This is a genomic window from Micromonospora sp. DT81.3 (assembly GCF_049847225.1).
Classification (GTDB): Bacteria; Actinomycetota; Actinomycetes; order Actinomycetales; family Microbacteriaceae; genus Microbacterium.
In genome coordinates, this window is the sequence record NZ_JBNCNY010000001.1 from 405,835 (window position 1) to 429,262 (window position 23,428).

Below are 23,428 nucleotides of genomic sequence, written 5' to 3' on the forward strand. Positions count from 1 at the left end.
TCGAATGTGTCGCTGACCCAGTGACCTCCGTCCGGCCCGCCGCCCGCTTCTGATCCGAGGCGCGGAGCCCCGCTTCATTCGATCGCGAACATCGATTCGTCTGAAGTCTCCCGGCATTCCGCCGCACTACAGCACACCCGAACCCGCTCCAGGCGACAGCCCGGGTTCCCTCCGCAAGGACCATCATCATGTCGAACTCCGCACTCCTCGAACGCTCCTCCATCCGTCCCTCGCACCTGCAGGCCCTTCCTCCCCGAGCAGAGGCCCCGGCCGCCGAGCCGGCGCCCGCGACTCCGGGGCGGGCCGTCCCCGCGGGCACGTCTCTCAATGGGGCTCCGCCCCAAACCCCCGGCTCGCTGACGCGCTCCCCCGATGGGGCTCCGCCCCAAACCCCCGGCTCGCTGACGCGCTCCCCCCGCGGCTTCGCCCTCTACGTTGGGATCGACGAGGCCAAGGCCGCCGAAGCCGGGGTCAACCTCGGTGTTCTCGTCGACGCGCTCCGTCGCACCCTCGCCGAACTGGCCCCGAGCGCCGAGACGTATGCGACCGTCGCCCTGGCGCCCGTGGGCTCCGGGGGCCGCGACGTGGACGTCGTGCGTCTCGCGCTGCACGAGCCGAGCGCGATCGCTCGGACGAAGGCAGAGCCCGAGGAGCAGGATGTCGCCGGCGGCGGCGTCGTCGTCGACATTTCGCGCAAGCGCGTGCTGATCGACGGCGAGTCGGCCGCCTTCACCTTCAAGGAGTTCGAGCTGCTGCAGTACCTCGTGCTGCGGGAGGGGCGCACGATCGAGCGCACCGAGCTGGTGTCGTCGCTGTGGCAGGCCTCCGCCGAGGAGGAGGCGCCGGGCGAGCGCACCATCGACGTTCACGTGCGTCGCCTGCGGGCCAAGCTCGGCCGGTACGAGGACGTCGTCCGCACGGTGCGCGGCGTCGGATACCGCTTCGACCGGCACGCGGATGTCGTCATCCGCTACGGCCACGGCACCCCGTCGCCGGACCGCTTCTAGACCTGTCTTCTCGGGCGTCCCGGGGCCTGCCGAAAGGACGCAGAACGTCGGTTTCCGGGTGGCACGGCGGCAGTTCGCGTCCCCTCGCGCACACGGGGCGGCCCGGGTGTCAGGACGGCGGCGTAGGGTGACGGCATGACCTCGCGGCCCCCTCTGCAGAGCCGCGCCCGCACGCCCCACGGGAGGGCTGCGGCGCGGGGCCTCGATCGGGAGGCGGAGCCGCCTCGACTCGAGAGCGAGTACCGGCCGCGGCATCCGCTGGACTTCCGCCGCACGGTGGCGTATGAGCGCCGGGGCGCCGGTGATCCCACGATGGTTCTCGCGGGTCCGGTCATCTGGCGTGCCAGCCGCACGCCCGACGGGATCGCCACCGTCGCGCTGCGCGAGGTGTCGCGAGGCGCGATCCGCATCGCCGCCTGGGGTCCCGGCGCGGAGTGGGCGCTCGACCAGGCGCCCGCGCTCTGCGGCGCGCGCGATGACGCGGCCTCCTTCGACCCCGGTGGGAACCCGCTCGTGCGGGACGCCCACCACCGCAACCCCGGGCTGCGGCTCGGTCGCACCGACATCGTCTTCGACACCCTCGCGAGCGCGGTCATCGAGCAGAAGGTCACCGGTACGCAGGCCTTCGCGGCCTGGCGCAGCATCGTCACCTGGTTCGGCGAACGCGCGCCTGGCCCGACGCCGCGGCCGATGTTCGCGCCGCCCGCGGTCGACGAGTGGCGGCGCATCCCTTCGTGGGCGTGGCACCGCGCAGGGCTGGAGCCGCCGCAGTCCCGCACCATCGTCGAAGCGGCCCGGCGGGGCGATACGATCGCCCGCGTGGTGGCGGCCGCCCCGGACGGGCCCGCGCGTGATGCGGTGCTGACGAGCCTCCGGGGAGTGGGCCTGTGGACCTCGGCGGAAACCCGCATCCGCGCCTTCGGCGACCCCGACGCCGTGAGCGTCGGCGACTACCACCTCGCCCACGAGATCGGCTACGCCCTCACCGGGAAGCGCGTCGATGATGACGGGATGCTGGAGCTGCTGGCGCCATGGGCCGGGCACCGTCAGCGCGTCATCCGCCTGCTCGGCGCGAGCGGGCCGCGAGAGCCTCGCCGTGGTGCGCGTGTGCATCCGGAGGACCATCGCGAGCGGTGACACGGTGGCACGGTTCCGTGGGCCCCTGCCCCCGCGTGACGGCGTGGCCTATGGTGGGCGCATGGCACAAGGCAATGGATGGCCTCGCGGCCGCACGTACTGGCTGCTCGGGACGATCGGGCTGCTCGCCCTCGGTGCGCTGATCGGCGCGGTGCTGGGCAGCATCGCCCTCGGCATCACGATCGGCGCGATCCTGTCGATCGGCTGGCTCCTGGCCTACGAGTCCCGGCGCGGCAAGAATGTCGGCGTCAACGACGAGTCACACGGAATCGAGCTCTGACATGGCAACAACCCTCGCCCGTCCCGCCCAGGGCCGCGTCATCGCCGGCGTGTGCTCCGGAATCGCACAGCGCTTCGGCTGGAACGTCACGCTGACGCGCGTGCTGACCGCAGTGGCGGTCGTCTTCTTCGGCCTCAGCCTGTGGGTATACATCGTGCTCTGGATCGTGATGCCGTCGGAGCTCAGCTGACCCGAGCGGTGCCGTCGCCCCGGGCTTGCGAATGTCGGATGCCCGGAGAACACTGAGTCGCGTCACGGGGCCGGCCGCGGCATCCGATCACCGACACAGGAGCCAACCATGACCACACTCAACCCTTACATCTCGTTCAGGAACAACGCACGCGAGGCGATGGAGTTCTATCAGAGCGTCTTCGGCGGCGAACTCGCGGTCGACACCTTCGGCAGCTACGACATGGGCCAGGACCCCGCCGAGAACGACCTCGTGATGCACGCCCAGCTCGAGACGCCCGACGGCTTGACGCTGATGGCCGCCGACACACCGAGTTCGATGCCTTACAAGGAACCCGCCGGCGTATCGGTCTCGGTCAGCGGCGACGACGAGGCGCGGCTGCAGAGCGTCTGGGACGGTCTCACCGCCGGCGGCACCGTCGTGATGCCGTTCGAGACGCCTCCGTGGGGCGGCCGCTTCGGCATGCTGACCGACAAGTTCGGTGTCGACTGGATGGTCGCGCTGAACGCGTCGCCCGCCGCATAGCCTGGGGCGTGTGGAAGCCGACCGCTTGATCGCCTGGGACGCGGAGCTGCACGCTGTGCACGCGCGGCTGCGTCAGTCCCTGGCGATCGCCCGGGCGGCGGTTCTCGAGGGCGACGGGGATGCCGCGCCGGGGGCCGGGGCGCTCCGCGATGCTGCGGCCGCTGCGTCGGCGGACCTCCTGCTGTACTGCACCGGCTTCTGCGTCGCCCTCGACGGCCATCACCGGAGCGAGGACGCCGGCCTGTTTCCGGCGCTCGTGGCTGATCATCCCGAACTGCGTCCCGTGGTGGGCAAGCTGGTGCAGGACCACTCGATGCTCAGCCATCTTCTCCTGCAGTTCCGCGGGGCGATGGAAAGCGGAGCCGATCGCGGGGCGCTCGAACGACATCTGGAGGGCATCGCCGCGATCATGGAGTCGCACTTCCGTTACGAGGAGCGCGAGCTGCTCGGGCCGCTGTCAACACTTCGTTCGGCCGCGACCGCGAGCGAGTTGCTCGGTCCACTCGCCTGAGCGCAAGGGCATCTCTTCCGGTCCTTCACCGCGCGGCGCAACGGGCTATACCGCGCTGGGTCGCCCAGTCAGCGGCGCCGGCATCACGTGTCGTCTAGCGAGCCTCCTGATAGGCCCGCTTGATCCAAGCGATCAGTTCGGCATCGACCTCTTTCATCAGGCGGAGTTCCAGATGGTGCATCCACGTCGACGGCGACGGATGGGCGACCTCCTTGAACCGGGAGGAGTGCAATTCTTCCCGTAGTGCGATGGACACCACTACTGGAACATCGCTCTTCATTAGGTGCTTGGGCGCCCACGCGTAGGCGAATCCTCGACGCGCGCGGAACGCCACCTGGCTCTTGGAAACGACGACTTCGACCCCTTCGAGTCCGACGAGTGAGTGGGCGAGTGCGCGGTAGATCGAGACGGCTTTCTTGTCAGGCTCAAAGAACTCGTCACCCTCAATCGGCTGAGTCATGGCGCAACACTAGGTCGAACAGCCCTCGAATCGCACGCCCCGAGGATCTTGCTCCATTGAGGGTCGCTGAGCGAGCGCAGAGAAGGGGAGCGCCGCCCAAGGTTCCGGTTCTGGGCGAAGACGCTTCGTCTCGCATTGCGGTCCCTGAGCGAGGAGCGCAGCGACGAGACGAAGGCGTTTCGTGCAACCGGCTTCGCGGCATGACCAAGGCCGTTCGGCGACCGGCTTGGCGACATGACCGAGGTCGTTCAGCGACCGACGTTCCCGTCTGCTCAGAACAGTTCGTCTCGCCAAGCGGTCCCTGAGCGAGGAGCGCAGCGACGAGACGAAGGGCGCTCACTGACCCGGCTTCGCGACAAAGACGAAGGGCGTTCAGCGATCACGTTCTGGTCTGCTCAGAGCGCTTCGTCTCGCTGCGCTCGCTCAGCGACCGGGTTGGTGCCAATCCGTGGGTGGCTCTGGTCTCGGGCCGCGCTCGCTAAAGCGACGGGTCCGAGGGCTGTTCCTCGCCTTCTGGCGCTCCTCACGACGGATTGATCATTGTTTTCGGTTGATCCGGTCGTGGAGGCGGGTGGGGGATGTGGTGGTGGGTCGCCAGTGGCCGGAGGGGTCGCACCAGGAGGGGCCGCGGACGTGGGGGGTGCCGTGCTGGATGCGGATGTTCCAGCCGTTGGTGTTCAGGGTGCGGTGGTGGTGCCAGCAGAGCAGGACGCCGTTGTCGGTGTGGGTGGGTCCGCCGAGAGCGTGGTCGGTGACGTGGTGGATCTCGCACCAGGCGGCGGGGATGTGGCAGCCGGGGATGATGCAGCCCCCGTCGCGGAGGGTTATCGCCTTGCGTTGGTGGTGGTTGAACACCCGGTCCAGGGTTCCGATCGACACGATCCGACCGTGATCGTCCATCAGGACGCGTTGCACCACCCCGTCGCAGGCGGTGTGCCGGGCCACCCCGATCGGGACGGGCTGGTCGGTGCCGTCCAGGTGCGCGTACCCGGTGCCTGCGGCCAGGTCCGCGGCGCGGACGGACACGACCAGGGTCGGCGCCGCCCCACCCAGGGTGGGCAGCTCCCCGGACCGGGCGGCGACGCTCAGGGCGGTGGCCAGGGCGTCGTGCTGCTTCTGCGCCCGGGTGCGCAGATCCGCCTGATCACGCAACACGCCCTCACGCAGACCCACACTGCCCGGATCCGCGGGCGCGTCCTCGTCGAACCGGGGGTCGGCACCCTTCCCCTCCCAGTGCCCCGCTCCGGCATGACCGGCGTCCATCCCGTCGCCGTCCGTGGTGTCGGTGGGGGTGAAGCGGGGGCCGTCGAGTTTCGGGTTCAGCAGTGCGTCGAAGATCCGCTGCAGTTGGGCGGCGACCTCGGGGAGCAGGTTCCCGCGGACCGGGATCACCCCGTCCCGGGCCACACCCAGGGTGACTCCGCGTGTGCGCATCACGGCCGCGTCGCGGGGTTCAGTGCCGTCCTGATCCAGGAACACCGCCCACACCTGCGCGCACACGCGCAGCTCCTCCGCGGTCGCCGGGGGTGCCGCATCCACCCCCACACCGCGCGCGCAGGCGGCCAACTCCTCGTCGGCGGCCAGGTGCGCGGCGCGTCCCGCGGTCATCGCGAGATGGGACAACGGTGCTAGCACCGCGACGACCCCGTCGACACCGACGGCGCCGTCGATCAGCGCGGCCCGCATCCCCGGAAACGGGGCCGGCAGCTTCTCCCCCGACGACGGGGCGACCTGCTCGTGCACACCGCGGGCGGCGCGCTCGTACCCGGTGACGGTCTGCTTCGAGGCGAGCGTGGCGCGTTGGACCAGCTCGGACACCGACCGGCACCCCATCCGGGGGGTGAGCCGCCCGTCCAGGGAGGCGGCGGCGGAACGGTCCTGCACCTGGGCGGTGCACTCCACCAGCACCGCCTCCGCCCGACGCACGATCCGCCCCGCGGCCGCAATCACCGTGAGCAGGTCCTCGTCATCCAGCCCGGACACCGCTTCCGCGGCGAACGCCGCGGCGACCGCCTCACCGAGCGCGTGTTCCAGCGCGTGGAGGGTGTCGGTGAGCGGGTGCATGGGTTCATTCAACCGCCAACCACCGACATCCGAACCGCCGGAACAGCCCAGATCAGCAAAACAAACCATGCCCTGTTCAAACCCTAATTCGGGTGCTCCCTGTGGAGGAAACGGCGACACCGCCGGCACGCCGCGGAGCACCTCACGACCCGCGTTCTTGTCTGCGCAGCGCCTTCGGCTCGCTACGCTCGCTCAGCGAGGAGCAAGGCGACGAGAGGAGGGGCGCTCAGTGACCAAGGTTCCCTGATCGACGACGCTTCGTCTCGCTACGCTCGCTCAGCGACCGGGGGTGGCGGTCCCTCAGCTACCGGGGGTGGCGGTCGTCAGCGACCCGGGGGGGTGGCGACCCGTCAGCAACCGAACCCCAACCCTGGCCGCCGCGTCAGCCCTTCGCCACAGGCTGCTGCAGTTCCGTGACCCACTCCGTCTGCGGGAGGGGCTGAGACCTGAGGTAGACCTCGCGGCTCGGCCCCGACATCCGGTATCCCTCGCGTTCGACTCCCTCCATCAGCGCGCCCCACGAGTCGCCGATGCTCGACATGTCGCCGTGGTGCACGGTCGTCGCCGCACCGGCCAGCGCCGGGAGTTCGAGCACGCGAAACCCGTCCCCGTCCCGGGCGTCGGAGCCCGCGGGAAAGCCGGCGTGCACGTAGACGGTGTCGGGGTTCTCGCCCTGCTCGTACCAGGCGATCCCCGTCTCTTCGAAGGCGGCGCCCGAACGGGAGAGCGCGTCGTACAGGTTGTCGAACAGGGGCCCGATGACGGGCGAGATGTTCTCGGGACCGAAGCCGGGCGCGGTCGCGACGGCCTCGTAGACCCGGGCGGCGGGGATGTCCTTGAAGACGATCTCTGGGGTGGACATGGGGGTATCTCCTCTCAAGAGTCGGAGGCGCAGACCGATGCGATCCAGACGTCTCGTGTCGGCGGCGAGTGTGTCCTCGAGCTCGCGGCGGCGACGCTCCAGCAGCGCCGCAAGCGCCGCCGTTGTGTCATCCGCACGAAGCACCGAGGCCGCATCCTCGAGCGAGCAGCCGAGCTCGCGGAGCTCCACGATGAGGGCCAGCGCTGAGCGCTGCGACCCGTCGTAGTACCGGTAGCCCGAGTACTCGTCGACCCGCGCCGGCACGAGAAGTCCGATCCGGTCGTAGTGCCGCAGCATCCGCGCGCTGACGCGCCCGAAGGCCGCGAACTCTCCGATGGTGTACATGGTGATCCCAGCGTCAACCCTGACACAGTGGCAGGGTCAAGCGAGCGAACTCACATGCGCTCCGGCGTCCGCACCCGCCGGATGGACAGAGAGACGACGGCAGCGACGACGCAGAGCCCCGCCGCCCCGAACCACGCCACGGAATAGTCGCCGGTGGTGTCACGGATGACGCCCGCCATGGTCGCGGCGAAGGCGGCGCCGAACTGGTGGGCGGCGAACACCCAGCCGAAGACGATCGGGCCGTCGGGGCCGAAGAGCTCGCGGCAGAGCGCGACCGTGGGCGGCACGGTCGCCACCCAGTCGAGACCGTAGATGATCACGAACACGATGATCGGCGGACGTACGGTGTCGGAGAGGAGGAACGGAAGCACGGCGAGGCCGAGGCCGCGCCCCGCGTAATAGACGCCCAGCAGCAGCCGGGGATTGAACCGATCGGTCAGCCAGCCGGATACGATCGTCCCGATCACGTCGAAGATGCCGACGACGGCGAGCAAGCCCGCCGCGGTGGTCTGCGCCATCCCGTGGTCATGGGCGCTCGGGATGAAGTGGGTGCCGACGAGGCCATTGGTAGTCGCACCGCAGATGGCGAAGCCGGCGACGAGCGCCCAGAAGGTGCGCGACCTGCTCGCGCGGCCGAGCGTGCGCAGCGCGAGCAGCGCCGCGTTCCCGCGGGCCCGCGGTGGCTCGACCCAATCGGCCGGGGCGCCGACGGGGAGCAGGCCGAGATCCGACGGGCGGTTGCGAACGAACATGAGCACGAGCGGGATGACGGCGAGCGACGCTCCGCAGACGATCAGCGTGGCGGCGCGCCACCCCTGGTCCTCGGCGATCGCGGCGACGAGCGGGAGGAAGACGAGCTGACCCGTCGCGCCGCCGGCCGTGAGCGTTCCGACCACGAGGCCCCGGTGCCGCACGAACCAGGCGTCCGCGACCGTGGCGGCGAACACGAGTGCCATCGACCCGGTGCCGAGCCCGATCAGCACACCCCACGTCAGCACGAGCACCCAGGGGCTGGTGGCGAACACGCTGATGCCCGCGCCGGCGGCGACGAGCAGGAGGGCGATGGTCGTGACGATACGGATGCCGAAGCGGCTCATCAGCGCGGCGGCGAAGGGCGCCATCAGTCCATAGAGCAGCAGATTGACGGTGACCGCGCTCGAGATGACGCTGCGCGACCAGCCGAATTCCTCTTCAAGGGGAAGCATGAGGGCGCTGGGTGCCGCGCGGAACCCCGCCGCCGCGACGAGAGCCAGGAACGCTACCGCGGCGACGATCCAGCCGGGATGGACGCGGCGGGGCCGCGGCGCACCGCGGCCGATATTCACGGCATCCAGCGTGGCTTCGTCCATTGCGCTCCCCGGTCCCGATCGCACCTCGGCTCTGTACGATAGCCGTTCCGTCGGCTGAGCGGGCAGCGGCGCGATTCGTCCCGGCATGAAGCCGATGCGAGTTCGGATGACGGCTGGCGGCGGGGGCGGCGCGCCCACCTCAGGCAGAGCAGCCCTCGGCAGGTTGATGCGGCGCCCGAGGCGACTCACTCCTCGTACAGGAACTCCTGAATGATCTCCGGCGAGTCGTGGATGCAGAGGATGCGCAGCGCCCCATCGCCCGTGTTCGTGAACCCGTGCCACGTGTTCACAGCGACGACCGCCGTATCGCCGGCGCGTGCGACGATGGCGCGGCCGTCGATCGTGATCGTCGCCTCGCCCTCGATGACGGTCCACGTCTCCGTGTAGGGATGACGGTGCAGCCCCGGTCCCATGCCGGGGTCGTTGTCGACGAAGAAGAACGAGATGCCCGAGCCGTAGTCCTTGCCCTCGAAGCGCATCGTGCGCGAAGCGCCCACGCGCAGTGCAGCGAACGGGATGGGGAGATCGAGAACGTCGGACATGCGTGCCACGGTACCGAGGATGCGGTCGGTGTTCCAGGTGCCGATCAGACACCATCGACCCGCAGGCCGAGCCATCGTGCGAGGTCATCGATCTCTGCGTCGACGGCGGCCGCGACATCCGGTGTGAAGGGCACGTCCTCGTGGATGGCGCCCACGCGCAGAACCTCCGCCTTGCGGTCGGTCGCGGCATCGAGCTTGCCGACGAACTCGTCCCCGTGCAGGATCGGCAGCGCGAATTATCCCCACCGGCGCTGCGCCTTCGGCTTGTACATCTCGAGGATGTACTCGTAGTCGAAGAGCTCGAACAGGCGCTTACGGTCGAACACGAGCCGGTCGAACGGCGAGAGCAGCGCTGTACGGGCCTTGAAGGGCTCCCCGAGCTGGTCGAGCGCATTGGGGTCGACGCGCCAGATCCCGGGGACCCCGTCGACGACGGCATCCACACCCGCTTCGCCCACGTCGATCGGCTCGCCCGGCATCGAGGTGGATCTCGCCCTGGCGATTCCGAGCGCGCGAAGCCGCCGCGGGTTGCGCTCGCCACGCGCTTCGTCGAGCGAGAGCTCCGGCAGATCCTGCGGATAGACGCGCTCGGGGAGATCCCAGTACCGTTGCCGCTTCTCGCGCCCCGCGATCGCGACCTGGCCGCGCATCGCCAGGATTTCGAGCATCTGGTTCACGTTGCGGTCGTTGGTCCAGCCCGACGACGGCCACGACACCGAGCTCGTGTCGGGGATCTCGTTGGAAAGCAGAGGTCCGCTCTCACGCAGGAGGGCGAGGATGTCGCGACGGAACCGATCGTTGTCTTCCAGCCACTGGCGGGTCTGCGCGTAGCGCGGAGGCTGCCGCATCTCGGGCAGCAGCAACGGCAGGTGGCTGGCGGGGCGGAACATGCCGTCCAGCTCGAAGATGGTGCGGTCCACCTCGGCGGCGCGCTTGAGCTGCCCAGGGTCGTACGGCTCGCCGATGCGGCTCCAGAGCAGGAGGTTTTCGCTCGGCGCGACCGCGGCCGTGGGGTCGATGTTGATCACGCCGAGCTGCTCGGCCACCTCGACCACATCTGCCGGGCGATCCGCATCCAGAAGCTGCGCGCGCACGGCGATTCGTCGCGCATCGCGCGTCGTCAGCTCCACGACCATCGGTTGAGGCTACCGGGAGGCACAGACGCGCGGCGCCTGATCAGGGTCCCCGAGCCCGTCGAGGGGTCGTTCGCCGCTGCCATCGACGCTTCGACAGGCTCAGCGACCGGGTTTGTGAGTGTGAGGGCTCAGCGACCGGGTCGGGGTGATCGCCCACGGCCGACCACCGGCGTGACAGGCTGGTTGCATGCGCATCGCCGTCACCGGAGGATCCGGAAAACTTGGTTCAGTCGTCGTCCGCGAACTCCGGGCGAACGGCCACAACGTCGTCAATCTCGATGTATCCGGGCAGCGAGGACCGGGCTTCGTGCGGGTCGACCTCACCGACTACGGGCAGGTGATCGACGCGCTCGCCGGAGTCAACGACCAGCACGACGGCATCGACGCGCTCGTGCACCTCGGTGCGATCCCCGCCCCCGGCATGCTGAGCGATGTCGCCACGTTCCACAACAACATGCCGAGCACGTTCAACGTGTTCTGGGCCGCCGTTCGCCTCGGCATCCGGCGCATCGTCTACGCATCGAGCGAGACCGTGCTGGGGCTTCCGTTCGACGTGCCGCCGCCCTACATCCCGGTGGATGAGGAGTACCCGGCGCGCCCCGAGTCGGTCTACTCGCTGGTCAAGCACCTCGAAGAGACGATGGCCGTCGAGCTGGTGCGATGGCACCCGGATCTCTCGATCACGGCGCTGCGCTTCTCGAACGTGATGTGGCCTGAGGACTACGCCGCGTTCCCCTCCTACGACGCCGACCCGCGCGGTCGCAAGTGGAACCTGTGGGGCTACATCGACGCCCGCGACGGGGCGCTGGCGATCGAGCGCGCCCTCGAGGTCGCGCCGCCGGGCTTCGAGCGCTTCATCATCGCGGCGGCCGACACCGTGATGTCGAAGCCGAACGCCGAGCTCGTCGCGGAGGTCTTCCCCGGCGTCGAGGTTCGGGGCGACCTCGGCGAGCACGACACCATGCTCTCGATCGACAAGGCACGGCGGCTGCTGGGCTTCGAGCCGCAGCACTCCTGGCGCGACGAGGTCTGACACCCGGCATCCGGCTCGCCGTCGAGAGGTGACGACGAGCGGATGCCGCGGCCGGTCAGCCGACGCGGTCTAGAATCCCCTGCATCGAGTCGAGGAACGCGTTGTATCCGCCGATCAGAGCCTGGCGGTTCTCGTCGCTCCACCCCGGGGTCGCCTGGGTGAGGGTGAGCTCGGTGCCGCCGTCGACGTCGGCGAGCTCCACCGTGACCGGCGCCAGGTCACCGGGGTTCTCGGGCTCGTCCGTGAGGCGGAAGACGAAGCGGGAGGGGCGATCGATCTCGACGAACTCCCCCAGCCAGCTCTTGGTCGTCCCGTCGGGGAGGTGCATGACGGCGGTCCAGCGGTTGCCGACGGCGAGGTCCCATTCGAGCGTCTCGAGGGGCACGTCCACGGCCTCGGTGCCGAACCACACCGCGAAGTGCTCGCGAGTGGTCAGCACGTCCCAGACGAGTTCGCGGGGCGCCGCGAAGGTGCGGGTGACGGTGATCTGGTCGTTCATGGGTGTTCTCCTTCTTGGTTCCGGGCACCTGTGCCCTGCGTGTTCTGGATGCGCTCGAGGTACGAGCCCATCGCGTCGAAGCTGTCGGCCCAGAACTGCGCATAGTCGCCGATCCAGGCGGATGCCGTGGCGAGCGGCCGTGCATCGAGCGTGGCCGGCCGGTACTGCGCATCGCGTCCGCGGGTGACGAGCCCCGCGGTCTCGAGCACCCGCAGGTGCTTGGAGACCGCCGCGAAGCTCATGTCGAACGGCTCGGCGAGCTGCCCGACGGTCGCCTCCCCCTGCGCGAGACGTGCGAGCATCGCACGCCTCGTGGGGTCGGCCAGGGCAGCGAAGGTACGGCTGAGCTGGTCATCCGACATCCCCGCCTCCTTATTCAACCATTTAGTTCTTAACCGATGAGTTGAATATAGCAGGTCTGATGTCGTTGTCAAGCCGGCTGCAGGCACCCGCCGAGGCCGCCAGCGGGCGAAGCCCGCCGGACTACGCCGGCTGCAGCTCCGGCTCTTCCAGTTGGTCGGAGGGCACGCGCATGTCGGGCCGATCGCGGTAGTGCCCGACGAGCGCCAGCACCACGCCGCCGATGAGCCAGCACGCCAGGATGGTCCACTGCACCGCGGTCGCGGCATCCGGGAAGTAGCTCAGCGAGCGGAGGAGGTTCGATGCGGCGCCCGGCACGAAGAACTGCCCGATCGCGCCCCACGGCTCCGGAAGGAACTGCATCGGGACGGCGGCCGCCGAGATCGGATTGGCGATCAACACGGTGACGATCGCGGCGATGCCGAGGCCGGGACGGCCGAACACGGCGTTCATGCCGATGAGGAACGCGGCCGTGGCCGACATGCCGAGGCCGAGCGCCGCCGCATTGAGCAGCCAATCGCCCTGCAGCAGGCCGAACCACGTCTGCATGACGAGCGCCGCGAGTGCTCCCGCGGCGAAGCCGAACACGACGAGGCCCGCGAGGCGGCGCACTGCGCCGGCGACGAGCAGCGACAGCAGGATGCCCGCGAGCATCCCGCCGAGCGTGAGGGGGAACGCCGCGGCCGCCAGGCCGGCGCCCGTGGGGTCGGAGGAGGCCAGGGGTACGACATCCGTCACCGTCACCGACGGGATGTCGGCGCCCTCACCCGCCGGCGGCGCGACGGCCGGCGGCTGTCCCGTCGCCAGCGCGATGCCGAGCGCCTGCACCTGGGCGAGCAGGGCATCCTGCACCGCGGTGCTGAGCTGGGACTGCAGCTGGGTCGCCACGCCACGCAGCGCCTGCGCGGCGGCGGGGCTCGCGGCGGTCGCCGTGAGCACCTCCGGCTCGTCGAGGAGGATCGCGCCGTACAGTTCGCGCGCCTCGATCTGCGAGACCGCGTCGGCGCGGGACGACACCTCGACGAGGGTGAACGGATCGGCCTCCTGCGCTTCGAGCGCCTGCTCGAGAGCGGCGACCCGATCCGCCGGTCCGCTGATGCCGACGGGCAGATTCTGCGGCTTGGATGTCGCGGCCGGCCACACGAAAGCGATGATCAGCACGGCGATGACCAGCGAGGCCGCCAGGCCGAGCGCGAGTGCGAGGCCCCACTTGGCGCGCGGGACGAAAGTGTCGGACATGAGGACTCCTAAAGAGAATGAGTGTTCTGTTTGCAGAATAGCAGAACGGGTATTCTTTTTACATGCCCCGCGTCAGCGAGAAGTACCGGAAGGCCCGTCGAGACGAGATCGCCCTCGCGGCGATCCGGTGCCTGGAGCGCAAGGGAGTGCACGACACATCGATCGCGGACATCGTCGAAGAGTCCGGGCTTTCGACGGGAGCCATCTACTCGCACTTCTCGAGCAAGGTCGAACTCGCCCGGTACGTCGTCGCCGAGTACCTTCTTCCGCGCCTGGACTACCTGCAGAGCACGGATGACGTGCGCACGCCTCGTGAGGTGCTCACCACCATGCTGGGGGTGTTCGCCGAGGACGGGCTCCCGGCGGGAGTCGTGCTGCAGTTCTGGGGCGAGGCCACGATGTCCGGGGAGATGCGGGAGGAGATGCTCGGAACGGTCGGCCGCCTCCGCGCAGCGCTGGGTTCAGCTCTGCGGCCGTGGGCGCAGACGCAGGCGACGGATCCAGCCGCCACCGAGTCGCTCGTCGCCGACAGCGCGCGGGCGGTGATGAGCCTCGCGCAGGGATACGTCGCGAGCACAGCGCTGTTCGGCCCCCGCGATGCCCGCGAGTACGTCGACTCGGTGGCCGCCGCCCTTCGTCAGGCGCCGGCCGACTCCTAGAATTCCTCGTGGGTGTCGGGGTCGGCGCCCCAGAGCCGCCCCTTCTCCAGGGCGGCGATGGCCGCGATCTCGTCGGCGTCGAGCTCGAAGTCGAAGAGATCGGCGTTCTCCTGCTGACGGTCCGGGTCGCCCGATTTCGGGATCGGGGTGCTGCCGGAGTCGATGTGCCAGCGCAGCACGACCTGGGAGGGCTTCGCGGCGTGCACCTCGGCGAGGTCTCGGAGCAGCGGCTCGGTCAGCAGTTCGCTGCGCTGCGCGAGCGGGCTCCAGCTCTCGGTGCGGATGCCGTGCTCCGCGTGGAAGGCGCGCAGCGCGGTCTGCGGGAAGTAGGGGTGCAGCTCGACCTGGTTGACCGCCGGAGCGACTCCGGTCTCGTCGATCAGGCGCGTCAGCATCGCCTCGGTGAAGTTCGAGACGCCGATCGAGCGGAGCGACCCTCGTTTGCGAAGCTCGATCATCGCGCGCCAGGTGTCGACGTACTTGTCGACGCGGGGGTTCGGCCAATGGATCAGGGAGAGATCGATGCGATCGAGGCCCAGCACGATGAGGGACTCGTTCGTGCTGGCGAGCGCCTCTTCGAAGCCGTGGGAGCGCCCGGGGATCTTCGTGGTGACGATCAGTTCGTCGCGGTCGACGCCGCTGCGACGGATGGCATCGCCGACCTCGGCCTCGTTCTCGTAGTTCACCGCGGTGTCGAGCAGGCGGTAGCCCGCCTCGATGCCCGCGACGAGCGACGCGATGCCGTCCTCTCCTCGCAGTCCGTAGGTGCCGAGCCCGAGCACGGGGAACGGGCTGCCATCGTTCAGGGTGATGTTCGGGATGCTGACCATGCCTCCATCTTCCCCCGCTCCCGGTGCCTGGTGACAGCGATCTGCACATCCTCCGCCACCAGATCGGCGTTGAGCTGCGCCGCCGCGAACGTGCCCTGGGCGGCCGCCATGCCGACCTGCGCCGACAGGTCGGAGACATTGCCCGCTGCCCAGACCCCGGCCACGGCCGTTCGTCCGGTGGCATCCACGGCGATGAACTCGCCCATCGGGTGGGTCGTCGGCTGGAGCCCCAGATCGTCGAAGACCGCCGAGCGGGCGACCATCCGCGGACCAACGGCGAGGGCATCGCGGGCGATGACCGCTCCGTCGCTCAGACGCACGGCGCTCAGGCGGTCATCGACGATGTGAAGGCCCGTGATCTCGCCCTCGATGATCCGGATGCCGCGCGCCTGGAGCTTCTCGGCATCCTCGGCTTCCGGCATCCCGACGCCCGCCGCGAAGTAGACCACATCGTCGCTCAGCTGGCGGAAGAGCAGCGCCTGATGCACCGACGTCGGCGTGGTGGCGAGGATGCCTATGGCCCGGTCGCGCACCTCCCATCCGTGGCAGTACGGGCAGTGCAGCACATCCCGACCCCACCGCTCGCGCAGGCCCGGAACCGCGGGCAGCTCGTCGACGAGACCGGTCGTGACGAGCAGGCGGCGAGCTCGCATCGCGCGCCCGTCGGCGAGGGTGACGGCGAAGCCGTCCGCATCCGCCGCGGCGCGCACGACCTCGCCTCGGAGGATCGTGCCGCCGTAGCCCTCGAGCTCCGCCCTCCCTCGCTCGAGCAGCTCCGCCGGGGCGATGCCCTCGCGCCCGAGGAGCGCGTGCACGCCGGCTGCCGGAGCGTTGCGCGGCTCGCCGGCGTCCACCACGACGACCGAACGGCGCGACCGCGCGAGCGTCACCGCGCCGCTGAGCCCCGCGGCGCCCCCTCCGATCACGACGACATCGACCGCGGCATCCTGGTTCTCATTCATCTCTCGAGGATGCGCCGGAGGATGCCGTGTGGCAAGCGTTATTGCCGATATGGCAAACTGACCGCATGGATGCCGCAAGCGACGATGACCCCACCGCCCTCGACGCGGCCTCGCTGCTGGCGGTCGGGCCCCGCCTCCGGACGCTGCGCGCACAGCGCGACGCCACACTCGCCGAGCTGTCCGCCACCACCGGCATCTCGGTCAGCACGCTGTCTCGCCTCGAATCGGGCGACCGCCGCCCGACGCTCGAGCTGCTGCTGCCGCTGGCCCGGGCACACGGGGTCACGCTCGACGAACTGGTCGACGCTCCCCCGACCGGGGACCCCCGCATCCACGTGCGGCCCATCACGAGACACGGTCGCACGATGGTGCCGCTGACGCGCCGCGCGGGCGGCATCCAGGCCTACAAGATGGTCGAGCCCGGTGTCGTGCGCGAGCCCGATCCGCAGACCCACGAGGGCTGGGAGTGGCTCTACGTGCTCAGCGGCCGGCTGCGCCTCGTACTCGGCGAGCACGACCTCGTGCTCGGACCGGGCGAGGTCGCGGAGTTCGACACGCGTGTTCCGCACTGGTTCGGGGCCGCGGAAGCCCAGTCCGTCGAGTTCCTGAGCCTGTTCGGCAAGCAGGGCGAGCGGGCGCACGTGCGCGCGAGCACCGGCCGCAGGAGCGCCCCGGAGCATCGGGCGTGACCCTCTTGTCGTGCGCATCCATCGGCGGGACACTGTCGGGAACGCCCGGCGACACGTCGGGCAGAACCCGACGAGAGGAGACGCCATGGCTCACGGCGACATCACGCACATCGACATCCCGGTCAGCGACCTGGCGGCGGGAGCGTCCTTCTACTCCACGGTCTTCGGCTGGAAGATCGCCGAGCCCCCGGGGTACGAGGGATACCCGATGTGGCAGGCGCCGAACAAGGTCAGCGGCGGCGGGCTCGCGCCGCGCACCGCCGACTTCACGCAGCCTCGTTCGTACGTCGAGGTCGACTCGATCGATGACGCCATCGCCGCCGCCGTCGCCGCGGGCGGCACCGTGACGATGGAGAAGGGGCCGATCAGCCCGACCAGCTGGTGGGCGATCATCGCCGACCCGGACGGCAATGCGATCGGGCTCTACGAGGGCACCACCGAGGTCGAGGGCGAGACGGATTCGGATTCAGACGCCACCGTCGAGAGCTGACGCCGGGCACCCCTTCCCCGATCCTTGCCGAAGGGACGCAAGTTGCGGCTTCGGTACACCGGAGTCAGCAGATCGCGTCCCTTCGCGCACGGGGGTCAGGGCTGCACGAGCCGCAGGCGCACGGCCATGTACTGGCGCCCCGGGAGTTCGACGCGCACGACACCGCTGTGCACGCCGGGCACCGGCTCGACCGTCATCCCCCACGTGTCGATCACGTCGACCTCGAAGGTCCCGTCGGGCAGCACGACGTTGCGGAAGCGGGGGCGGTTGAACCCGAAGTAGAGGACGACGTACTCGCCCGCGACACCGCCGAACGGAACATCCCAATCGGAGGGGAGCGGCTCGAGCGTTCCCGTCGGTGATTCGGCGATGATGCCGTCCAGGAACGCCATCCGCGCCGGGCTGCTGCCGACGAGCTCGCCGCCCTTGGACCACCACAGCTCGTGCGCGTCGTTCAGGTAGGTCTCGCCGTGAGCGACGTAGCCGCCGCGGATCGCGCCCTCCCAGCAGCGCCGCACCAGCTCCTCGCCGGTGAGGTTGCCCCAGCCCTGGTCGATGTCGCCCTCGTAGCCGCACTCGTCGATCACGATCGGCTTGTTCCATTGCTCGCGCCAATGGTCGGTGTTCTCCGCCGTGCGGTACACATCGACGCGCTGCACGCTGGCGTGCGTGATCCACGGACGCGTCTGGTCGTAGAACGGGCGGCAATTGTGGATGGAGGTCAGGTGCCCGTGCGGATCCTCCTCGCCGATGATCTCGGCGATGCGCTCCCAGTCCTCTTCCGTCTTCGCCCAGAGCAGGTCGTACTCGTTCGCGAGCGCCCACCACACGTTCGCATAGGCCGCCAGGCGACGGACGACGTAGCGCAGGGCGCGCTCGTCGACGGCGCGTCCGAGATCGGCGAACCCCCAGCGGTCGTAGGCGTGGAAGAGGATAAGGTCGGCCTCGATGCCGAGCGCGCCGAGCTGCGCGATGCGCTGCTCCACCCGGCGAAAGTGGCCGGTGTCGAAGCGCTCGAGGTCGAACCCCTCCTCGATCGACCCCGGGAAGGGGAAGTCCTCCGGTTCGTTCTCGTTGTAGAGGTAGGACTTCGGGAAGATGCACATGCGCATCTTCGTGAAGCCGGAGCCCTCCAGCGCCCGAAGGGTGCGCTCCTGCAGCTCTTCGGGCTGGTGGGTCCAGGCGTAGGCCGTGGTTCCCACCGGCCGGTACCGGGTCCCATCGGCGTGCACGAAGTGGAAGCCGTCGGCGCGGACGGGTCCATGTGCGCCCGGGTCCGGCTCGGTCACCACGACCTCGCCGGTGATCCCGTCGAGGGAGCGGGCGGTCGATGACGTCTCGAACCGCCAGGTGCCGACTTCCTCGGCGAGCAGGCGAAGCACGTACTCGCCGTCGCCGTCGTAGAAGCCGCCGACGCGGAGAGTGCGACCGCCGTTCGTGAAAGATGCGGTGAGCTCCACGTCGACGAAGGGGTTGCCGTGGCTCGGGCCGGCGAAGCGCACCTCGACGACGCCCCACTGCGGCGTCGGCTGGGGGAGCGTGACACCGGCGGAACCGCGAGGCACGCTCTCCGGTTCGTACTCCGGATGCGGGTCGATGGCGGGCGCATACGGAGCGCGCCCCGCTCCGCCCTCCTCGAGCTCGGCGAGCGCCGCGAAGAAGCGGTCCTTATCGACCGACTCGGCGAGTCCGGGCACCAGGTTCACGACCTGACCCAGCCGAGCGCCGCGGAACTGCGACGCCATGGGTGATGCCGCGATGCCCGGGAGGAACACCTCGAGCACGGAACGCGCGGCCGGGCTGTCGAGTGCCTCGCCGAAGGTGGAACTGCGATCGAACATGGGCTGTGCCTCCAAGGGCTGGGTCGGTCGGCCGATTCGAGATGCGGTTTCCGCGATCTTTCCGCCGGGTCTATCGAGGGGTGTGCTCCGTGATCGCGGCGAGCGCCTCTTCCACGTACTCGAGCAGGGAATGCGGGGTGAACATGAGCGACTGACGCACCGTGCGCCCCTCCGCCCACACGGTGTCGCGGCGCACTTCGTCGGCCTTGCCGGGGTCGTGCTCCGCGATCGCATCGATCAGCGCGCGGTAGGCGCGCGGGTCGTCGATCACGGATGCGGTGGACGAGTCGAGATCGAACGGTCCGGCGAACTCGGGCGTCGGCCGGTCGGCGAACGTCCACTCGTGCCGCCCGGAGCCGACCTCCGCGACATCGAGGCCCGGCAGGTCGATGACGGCCGTGGTGTTCGGCGGGATCTCGGCGGTGACGACGATGGATGATCCGGCACGGCGCCAGGAGACGGATGCCGGCCCGTACGGCGTGATGTGCCGCGCCGAGGCGTGCTCCAGCTCGGCCAGGGGCCGGGGGGCGATGCGGATGCGGCGGTATCCCGGCTCGTCGGACGCGAGCCCCGCGACGGTGCGGTGCAGCCAGTCCGCGACCGCGCCGAGCGCGTAGTGGTTGAACGAGGTCATCTCACCCGGGTTGACGGAGCCGTCCTCGAGCAGGCTGTCCCAGCGCTCCCAGACCGTCGTCGCGCCCATCGTCACCGGGTAGAGCCATGAGGGGTTCTCCGTCTGCAGCAGCAGTCGGGCGGCCTCGTCGAGGTAGCCGCCGTCGGTGAGGGCATCCGTGACCAGCGGCGTGCCCACGAAGCCGGTGCCGATCCGGTAGCCGCCGGCGCGCACCAGCTCGGCCAGGCGCCGCGCCAGCCGGGACCGCACCGCGGCATCGCGCACGAGGTCGAAGCCGAGCGCCAGCGCATAGGCGGTCGGGGCGTCCGACATCATCCGCCCGCCCGGTGTCACGTACTCGGCGACGAACGCCGCCCGGCTGCTCTCCGCGAGCGCGCCGTACTTCTCCGCATCCGCCCCGTTCCCGAGCAGTGCGGCCGTGTCGGCGACGATCCGCAGCGACCGCGCGAGGTAGGCGCTGGCCACGATGTCGGAGTCGACCTTGGCGGCGCCCGGCTTGTCGGGCGGGGCCGCCGGGTCGAGCCAGTCGCCGAGCTGGAACGTGTGCGCCCAGAGACCATCGGTCGAAACGCGCAGCACGGCGTCGACCCAATCGCGCATGCTGGCGTACTGCGCGCGCAGCACACCATCGTCGCCGAAGCGCTCACGAAGCACCCACGGGGCGACGGTCGCGGCATCGCCCCACGCCGCCACGGCGGCCGGGCCGCCGAAGCCCGGAAGTGCGGCGGGCACGACCAGCGGGACGTTCCCCTCGTTGCGCGCCTGCTCGAGGGCGAGGTCGCGCAGCCACGACGTGAGGAATCCGTCGCAGTCGTACAGGAAGCTCGCGGTGGGGCTGAAGACCTGCAGGTCGCCGGTCCACCCGAGGCGCTCGTCGCGCTGCGGGCAGTCGGTGGGGATCGAGAGGAAGTTGCCGCGCATCCCCCACACGACGTTCTCGTGCAGGCGATTCAGCTGGGCGTGCGAGGACTCGAACCAGCCGGTGCGCACCATGTCCGTGTGCAGCACCAGGGCCTCGACGTCCGCGGGGTCGAACTTTCCGGGCCAGCCGTCGAGCTGCGCGTACCGGAAGCCGTGGAACGTGAACCGCGACTCGAGCGTCTCGGGGCCGTCTCCGGCGAGGTCGAAGTGCGCTTCGGATGCCGCGTTCCGCAGCGGTCGCAGCGCCAGCTCTCCCCCATCCAGCACCTCCGCGTGGTGCACGCTGATACGCGTGCCGGCGGGACCGGCCACGCGCAGGCGCAGGCGGCCGACGAGGTTCTGGCCGAAATCGAGCACCAGGGCGCCGGAGGGCGACGTGAGCACCTCGGCCACGGGAAGCGTCTCTATCCGGCGCACGGGCGGTGCGATGCGCGCCTCGGGCACCGGCACGTTCTCGTAGCCCGGCCGGGACGCCGGGCCCACGCGCACGGGAGTCCAGGAGGCGTCGTCGTATCCGGGCGCCGACCACGCGGCGTCGGTGAGGCGCAGATCGTGGTGCTCGCCGGCGTAGATTCCGGATGCCACGACCGGGCCGTTCCCGTCGGCCCGCCAGCCTCCGTCGGTCGCGATCGTGCGAGTGGACCCGTCCTCGAACTCCAGCCTCAGCTGGCCGAGGAACGACGGCTGGTCGCCGTAGACGCGGTCGGCGAAGGAGAAGAAGCCGTACTTCTCGGTGTACCAGGCACCGGCGACCGTGGCACCGAGGACGTTCTCCCCCGGGTGGACGAGGTCGGTCACATCGACGGTCTCGTGCACGAGGCGGTCGCGGTAGCTGGTCCATCCTGGTGCGAGCACGTCGTCCGAGACCGCAGCGCCGTTGAGCTCGGGCTCGGCAGCGCCGAGGGCCGTCCAGAAGAGGGTGGCTCGGCGCACCGGCGCGTCGAGTTCGAACCTCGTGCGCACGCGGAAGGGCTGCGCTTCGCGCGCCGGGTCGGCGAGGCCGATCGGCTCCGCGATCCACTCGCCCTCCCCCAGGAAGGCTCCGCTCACCGCGAGCGGCTCGCTCCACGGGGTCGTGTCGCCGCTCTCGGCCGTCGCGCGGATCTCGACGGCGCGGACCTCCCCGGGTTGGAGCGGGGCGAACGGCCACTCCACGAGCACCGAGTCCCGACCCGAGATCGTGGCGGACTCGTTCCCGGCACGCAGCTCGGCCGACGCCTGCAGCCATCCAGGCTGCTCCGCCTCGACGGTCCAGCTCAGGCGCGGAGTCGCCGTGGCGACGAGGGCGGTGTCATCCCGCAACTCGGCCCGCATGGTCGCGATGCGCGTCATTCGTCGTGCCCTTCTGCCGCGAAGCGGTCCACCGCGAACGTGCCGCTCACGGCGTAGGCGCCGATGACGCGGCCGGTGAACGACTCGGTCGTCTCCGACGACAGGAACCTGCCGTCCACCTCGCCGAGCTCGACCCGTTCGCCGTCGATGGTGGCCGCCAGCCGGATGATGTCGCTGGTGCGGGGGAAGCCCCCGTCGCCCTCAGGAGGCCCGCTGACGATGTGCAGGTCGAGCACGTCGCCCTCGAAGGGATGGATCCACTCCTGGCGCAGCCCGCCGAGAACGGCGCGGCCGGTCACCGAGCCGCCGCCCACCTCGAGGTCCACGTGGAAGCGCTCGTCGTAGCGCAGCGAGAGACCGCCGACGCCGGCCGACGCATCCACCCGCGCCGACACGGCGTTCGTGAGGTGCTGCTGCCGGCGCCCGACGAAGACGGGATGCGCGTCATCCATCGTCGAACCGTCGCCGCGCAGCACGAGCCAGCCGGGCCTGCTCGTCAGGTCGGCGAGTCCCGCCGGCGAGCGGCGCACCGCGATCCACTCGCCGTCCAGCTCGTCGCCGTCCGACTCAGTACCGTCGAAGTCCTCGATGATCGCCGTTCCCGGGCGGAGGCGGAGCTCCACCGGATCGATCTCGGGCCAGCCGTCCACCCACCGCACGCTCGTCACGAACGTCTCACGGCCGAGCGCCGAGAAGGCGCGGGTCATGCTGCGGGGACGCACGCCGAGCAGCACGACGAGCCAGTCGCCGTCGGGGCCGACCACCAGGTCGCCGTGACCGGTGTTCTGCACGGGGCGGCTCGTCGAGCGGGCCGACACGAGCGGATTGAGGGGCGCCGGCTCGAACGGCCCCTCCGGCGAATCGCCGCGGGCGATGCTGATGCCGTGGCCGCGCTCGGTGCCGCCCTCGGCGATCATCAGGTACCAGTGCCCCTCGTGCCGGTAGAGGTGCGGCGCCTCGGGGAACATGAGGCCGGTGCCGGACCAGAGCGAGCGGGGCTCCTCCAGCGCGATATGGCGGTCGAGATCGACCTTCACCTGCTGCACCCCGAGGTGCGCCCCCAGCTGAGCGCCGCTCATGATCAGTCCGGAGTAGGTGACGTAGGCGGTGCCGTCGTCGTCCCATGCCAGGTCGGGATCGATGCCGTTCACGCTCTCCTCGCCGTCGACGCCGAGGATGACCTCGCCCTTGCTCCACGGTCCGGCCGGGTCCGTGGCGGTGAAGTGCAGCATCCCGCGCGCCATCGCCACGGTGATGATCACGTGGAACACCCCGTCGCGGAACCGGATCGTGGGTGCCCACGCGCCACCGGCGGTGGGGACATCCGCGATGCCGAGCTGTGCTTCGGTGAGCGCGACGTGCCCGATCAGGGTCCAGTTCTCGAAGTCCCGCGAGTGGTGGATCGGGATGCCGGGCAGGTATTCGAACGTGGATGTCGCGAGGTAGTAGTCCTCACCGACCTTCACGACGCTCGGGTCGGGGTGGAAGCCGTTCAGCAGCGGGTTGTAGAGCGTGGTCACGGTGTTCCTCG

General features: G+C 70.1%; 23 protein-coding genes and 1 pseudogene. 10 read left to right on the top strand and 14 right to left on the bottom strand.

All coding sequences use genetic code 11. The annotated features are described in order from the left end of the window. Nucleotides 1–188: 188 nt before the first annotated feature. From ACPW96_RS01885 to ACPW96_RS01910, 6 genes are all read left to right on the top strand, one after another. Nucleotides 189–1,007: a winged helix-turn-helix domain-containing protein gene (locus ACPW96_RS01885; protein WP_425881816.1), complete on the top strand. Its 819-nt coding sequence runs from the start codon at nucleotides 189–191 to the stop codon at nucleotides 1,005–1,007. Between the two features lie 135 nt (nucleotides 1,008–1,142). Then, the gene (locus ACPW96_RS01890; RefSeq protein WP_425819726.1) at nucleotides 1,143–2,144 is read left to right on the top strand and encodes a DNA-3-methyladenine glycosylase family protein; all 1,002 of its coding nucleotides are present in this window, start codon (nucleotides 1,143–1,145) and stop codon (nucleotides 2,142–2,144) included. 61 nt (nucleotides 2,145–2,205) lie between these two features. Continuing rightward, nucleotides 2,206–2,424, top strand: a complete 219-nt coding sequence (locus ACPW96_RS01895) for a hypothetical protein (protein ID WP_425819724.1) — start codon at nucleotides 2,206–2,208, stop codon at nucleotides 2,422–2,424. A gap of 1 nt (nucleotide 2,425) precedes the next feature. Next, complete coding sequence (locus tag ACPW96_RS01900; RefSeq protein ID WP_425819722.1) at nucleotides 2,426–2,614, top strand: PspC domain-containing protein; 189 nt, start codon at nucleotides 2,426–2,428, stop codon at nucleotides 2,612–2,614. A 108-nt stretch (nucleotides 2,615–2,722) separates the two neighbouring features. Continuing rightward, nucleotides 2,723–3,139, top strand: coding sequence for a VOC family protein (locus ACPW96_RS01905; protein ID WP_425819720.1), 417 nt, complete (start codon nucleotides 2,723–2,725; stop codon nucleotides 3,137–3,139). A 10-nt stretch (nucleotides 3,140–3,149) separates the two neighbouring features. Continuing rightward, complete coding sequence (locus ACPW96_RS01910; RefSeq protein ID WP_425881817.1) at nucleotides 3,150–3,650, top strand: hemerythrin domain-containing protein; 501 nt, start codon at nucleotides 3,150–3,152, stop codon at nucleotides 3,648–3,650. Between the two features lie 94 nt (nucleotides 3,651–3,744). Here the strand turns inward: ACPW96_RS01910 and ACPW96_RS01915 are convergent, their stop codons facing one another. The 6 genes and pseudogenes from ACPW96_RS01915 to ACPW96_RS01940 form a co-directional block, all read right to left on the bottom strand. Further along, nucleotides 3,745–4,110 carry a DUF5655 domain-containing protein gene (locus ACPW96_RS01915; RefSeq protein ID WP_425881818.1) on the bottom strand — a complete coding sequence of 122 codons (366 nt, stop codon included), beginning with the start codon at nucleotides 4,108–4,110 and terminating at the stop codon, nucleotides 3,745–3,747. Between the two features lie 537 nt (nucleotides 4,111–4,647). Further along, on the bottom strand, nucleotides 4,648–6,174 hold the full coding sequence (locus tag ACPW96_RS01920; RefSeq protein WP_425881819.1) for a DUF222 domain-containing protein: 1,527 nt from the start codon (nucleotides 6,172–6,174) through the stop codon (nucleotides 4,648–4,650). A 382-nt stretch (nucleotides 6,175–6,556) separates the two neighbouring features. Then, nucleotides 6,557–7,381: a MerR family transcriptional regulator gene (locus ACPW96_RS01925; protein ID WP_425881820.1), complete on the bottom strand. Its 825-nt coding sequence runs from the start codon at nucleotides 7,379–7,381 to the stop codon at nucleotides 6,557–6,559. A 50-nt stretch (nucleotides 7,382–7,431) separates the two neighbouring features. Then, nucleotides 7,432–8,730 carry an MFS transporter gene (locus ACPW96_RS01930; protein ID WP_425881821.1) on the bottom strand — a complete coding sequence of 433 codons (1,299 nt, stop codon included), beginning with the start codon at nucleotides 8,728–8,730 and terminating at the stop codon, nucleotides 7,432–7,434. Between the two features lie 185 nt (nucleotides 8,731–8,915). Further along, nucleotides 8,916–9,272: a cupin domain-containing protein gene (locus tag ACPW96_RS01935; RefSeq protein WP_425881822.1), complete on the bottom strand. Its 357-nt coding sequence runs from the start codon at nucleotides 9,270–9,272 to the stop codon at nucleotides 8,916–8,918. Nucleotides 9,273–9,316: 44 nt separating this feature from the next. Then, a pseudogene (locus ACPW96_RS01940) lies at nucleotides 9,317–10,408 on the bottom strand (DNA glycosylase AlkZ-like family protein). A 187-nt stretch (nucleotides 10,409–10,595) separates the two neighbouring features. Here ACPW96_RS01940 and ACPW96_RS01945 point away from each other — a divergent pair. Then, complete coding sequence (locus ACPW96_RS01945; protein WP_425881823.1) at nucleotides 10,596–11,441, top strand: NAD-dependent epimerase/dehydratase family protein; 846 nt, start codon at nucleotides 10,596–10,598, stop codon at nucleotides 11,439–11,441. A 55-nt stretch (nucleotides 11,442–11,496) separates the two neighbouring features. On the opposite strand, the gene ACPW96_RS01950 is transcribed toward ACPW96_RS01945, so the two are convergent. The 3 genes from ACPW96_RS01950 to ACPW96_RS01960 form a co-directional block, all read right to left on the bottom strand. Next, a complete protein-coding gene (locus tag ACPW96_RS01950; protein ID WP_425881824.1) occupies nucleotides 11,497–11,940 on the bottom strand; it encodes an SRPBCC family protein in 444 nt (147 codons plus the stop codon). Beyond that, the gene (locus tag ACPW96_RS01955) at nucleotides 11,937–12,302 is read right to left on the bottom strand and encodes an ArsR/SmtB family transcription factor (protein ID WP_425881825.1); all 366 of its coding nucleotides are present in this window, start codon (nucleotides 12,300–12,302) and stop codon (nucleotides 11,937–11,939) included. Before ACPW96_RS01955 ends, ACPW96_RS01950 begins: the two co-directional genes overlap by 4 nt. Nucleotides 12,303–12,423: 121 nt before the next feature. Continuing rightward, complete coding sequence (locus tag ACPW96_RS01960; RefSeq protein WP_425881826.1) at nucleotides 12,424–13,539, bottom strand: hypothetical protein; 1,116 nt, start codon at nucleotides 13,537–13,539, stop codon at nucleotides 12,424–12,426. Nucleotides 13,540–13,601: 62 nt separating this feature from the next. On the opposite strand from ACPW96_RS01960, the gene ACPW96_RS01965 reads away from it, so the two are divergent. Beyond that, complete coding sequence (locus ACPW96_RS01965) at nucleotides 13,602–14,198, top strand: TetR/AcrR family transcriptional regulator (RefSeq protein ID WP_425881827.1); 597 nt, start codon at nucleotides 13,602–13,604, stop codon at nucleotides 14,196–14,198. On the opposite strand, the gene ACPW96_RS01970 is transcribed toward ACPW96_RS01965, so the two are convergent. Then, nucleotides 14,195–15,028, bottom strand: coding sequence for an aldo/keto reductase (locus ACPW96_RS01970; RefSeq protein ID WP_425881828.1), 834 nt, complete (start codon nucleotides 15,026–15,028; stop codon nucleotides 14,195–14,197). The two genes, ACPW96_RS01965 and ACPW96_RS01970, sit on opposite strands and share 4 nt — an antisense overlap. Further along, nucleotides 15,001–15,990 carry an NAD(P)/FAD-dependent oxidoreductase gene (locus tag ACPW96_RS01975; RefSeq protein WP_425881829.1) on the bottom strand — a complete coding sequence of 330 codons (990 nt, stop codon included), beginning with the start codon at nucleotides 15,988–15,990 and terminating at the stop codon, nucleotides 15,001–15,003. The genes ACPW96_RS01970 and ACPW96_RS01975 overlap by 28 nt, the downstream gene beginning before the upstream one ends. Before the next feature lie 65 nt (nucleotides 15,991–16,055). Here ACPW96_RS01975 and ACPW96_RS01980 point away from each other — a divergent pair, with 65 nt between their 5' ends. Beyond that, entirely contained in the window at nucleotides 16,056–16,679 is a 624-nt protein-coding gene (locus ACPW96_RS01980) for a helix-turn-helix domain-containing protein (RefSeq protein WP_425881830.1), read from the top strand. A gap of 85 nt (nucleotides 16,680–16,764) precedes the next feature. Further along, nucleotides 16,765–17,169 carry a VOC family protein gene (locus ACPW96_RS01985; protein WP_425819688.1) on the top strand — a complete coding sequence of 135 codons (405 nt, stop codon included), beginning with the start codon at nucleotides 16,765–16,767 and terminating at the stop codon, nucleotides 17,167–17,169. Nucleotides 17,170–17,264: 95 nt separating this feature from the next. Here ACPW96_RS01985 and ACPW96_RS01990 read toward each other — a convergent pair whose 3' ends face one another. From ACPW96_RS01990 to ACPW96_RS02000, 3 genes are all read right to left on the bottom strand, one after another. Next, a complete protein-coding gene (locus ACPW96_RS01990) occupies nucleotides 17,265–19,010 on the bottom strand; it encodes a DUF5605 domain-containing protein (RefSeq protein WP_425881831.1) in 1,746 nt (581 codons plus the stop codon). A 70-nt stretch (nucleotides 19,011–19,080) separates the two neighbouring features. Continuing rightward, complete coding sequence (locus ACPW96_RS01995) at nucleotides 19,081–21,897, bottom strand: family 78 glycoside hydrolase catalytic domain (protein WP_425881832.1); 2,817 nt, start codon at nucleotides 21,895–21,897, stop codon at nucleotides 19,081–19,083. After that, nucleotides 21,894–23,417 (bottom strand): family 43 glycosylhydrolase, encoded by a 1,524-nt coding sequence (locus ACPW96_RS02000; RefSeq protein WP_425881833.1) that lies wholly within the window; start codon nucleotides 23,415–23,417, stop codon nucleotides 21,894–21,896. Before ACPW96_RS02000 ends, ACPW96_RS01995 begins: the two co-directional genes overlap by 4 nt. Nucleotides 23,418–23,428 lie beyond the last annotated feature (11 nt).

What these genes read in the sequence shown, in the direction of transcription:
- ACPW96_RS01945 (WP_425881823.1), top strand. Translation starts at nt 10,596, where the DNA reads ATGCGCATCGCCGTCACCGGAGGATCCGGAAAACTTGGTTCAGTCGTC.
- ACPW96_RS01905 (WP_425819720.1), top strand. Translation starts at nt 2,723, where the DNA reads ATGACCACACTCAACCCTTACATCTCGTTCAGGAACAACGCACGCGAG.
- ACPW96_RS01930 (WP_425881821.1), bottom strand. Translation starts at nt 8,730, where the DNA reads ATGGACGAAGCCACGCTGGATGCCGTGAATATCGGCCGCGGTGCGCCG.
- ACPW96_RS01935 (WP_425881822.1), bottom strand. Translation starts at nt 9,272, where the DNA reads ATGTCCGACGTTCTCGATCTCCCCATCCCGTTCGCTGCACTGCGCGTG.
- ACPW96_RS01995 (WP_425881832.1), bottom strand. Translation starts at nt 21,897, where the DNA reads ATGACGCGCATCGCGACCATGCGGGCCGAGTTGCGGGATGACACCGCC.
- ACPW96_RS01955 (WP_425881825.1), bottom strand. Translation starts at nt 12,302, where the DNA reads ATGTCGGATGACCAGCTCAGCCGTACCTTCGCTGCCCTGGCCGACCCC.
- ACPW96_RS01950 (WP_425881824.1), bottom strand. Translation starts at nt 11,940, where the DNA reads ATGAACGACCAGATCACCGTCACCCGCACCTTCGCGGCGCCCCGCGAA.
- ACPW96_RS01965 (WP_425881827.1), top strand. Translation starts at nt 13,602, where the DNA reads ATGCCCCGCGTCAGCGAGAAGTACCGGAAGGCCCGTCGAGACGAGATC.
- ACPW96_RS01925 (WP_425881820.1), bottom strand. Translation starts at nt 7,381, where the DNA reads ATGTACACCATCGGAGAGTTCGCGGCCTTCGGGCGCGTCAGCGCGCGG.
- ACPW96_RS01920 (WP_425881819.1), bottom strand. Translation starts at nt 6,174, where the DNA reads ATGCACCCGCTCACCGACACCCTCCACGCGCTGGAACACGCGCTCGGT.
- ACPW96_RS01895 (WP_425819724.1), top strand. Translation starts at nt 2,206, where the DNA reads ATGGCACAAGGCAATGGATGGCCTCGCGGCCGCACGTACTGGCTGCTC.
- ACPW96_RS01960 (WP_425881826.1), bottom strand. Translation starts at nt 13,539, where the DNA reads ATGTCCGACACTTTCGTCCCGCGCGCCAAGTGGGGCCTCGCACTCGCG.
- ACPW96_RS01985 (WP_425819688.1), top strand. Translation starts at nt 16,765, where the DNA reads ATGGCTCACGGCGACATCACGCACATCGACATCCCGGTCAGCGACCTG.
- ACPW96_RS01900 (WP_425819722.1), top strand. Translation starts at nt 2,426, where the DNA reads ATGGCAACAACCCTCGCCCGTCCCGCCCAGGGCCGCGTCATCGCCGGC.
- ACPW96_RS01915 (WP_425881818.1), bottom strand. Translation starts at nt 4,110, where the DNA reads ATGACTCAGCCGATTGAGGGTGACGAGTTCTTTGAGCCTGACAAGAAA.
- ACPW96_RS01970 (WP_425881828.1), bottom strand. Translation starts at nt 15,028, where the DNA reads ATGGTCAGCATCCCGAACATCACCCTGAACGATGGCAGCCCGTTCCCC.
- ACPW96_RS01885 (WP_425881816.1), top strand. Translation starts at nt 189, where the DNA reads ATGTCGAACTCCGCACTCCTCGAACGCTCCTCCATCCGTCCCTCGCAC.
- ACPW96_RS01990 (WP_425881831.1), bottom strand. Translation starts at nt 19,010, where the DNA reads ATGTTCGATCGCAGTTCCACCTTCGGCGAGGCACTCGACAGCCCGGCC.
- ACPW96_RS01975 (WP_425881829.1), bottom strand. Translation starts at nt 15,990, where the DNA reads ATGAATGAGAACCAGGATGCCGCGGTCGATGTCGTCGTGATCGGAGGG.
- ACPW96_RS01980 (WP_425881830.1), top strand. Translation starts at nt 16,056, where the DNA reads ATGGATGCCGCAAGCGACGATGACCCCACCGCCCTCGACGCGGCCTCG.
- ACPW96_RS01890 (WP_425819726.1), top strand. Translation starts at nt 1,143, where the DNA reads ATGACCTCGCGGCCCCCTCTGCAGAGCCGCGCCCGCACGCCCCACGGG.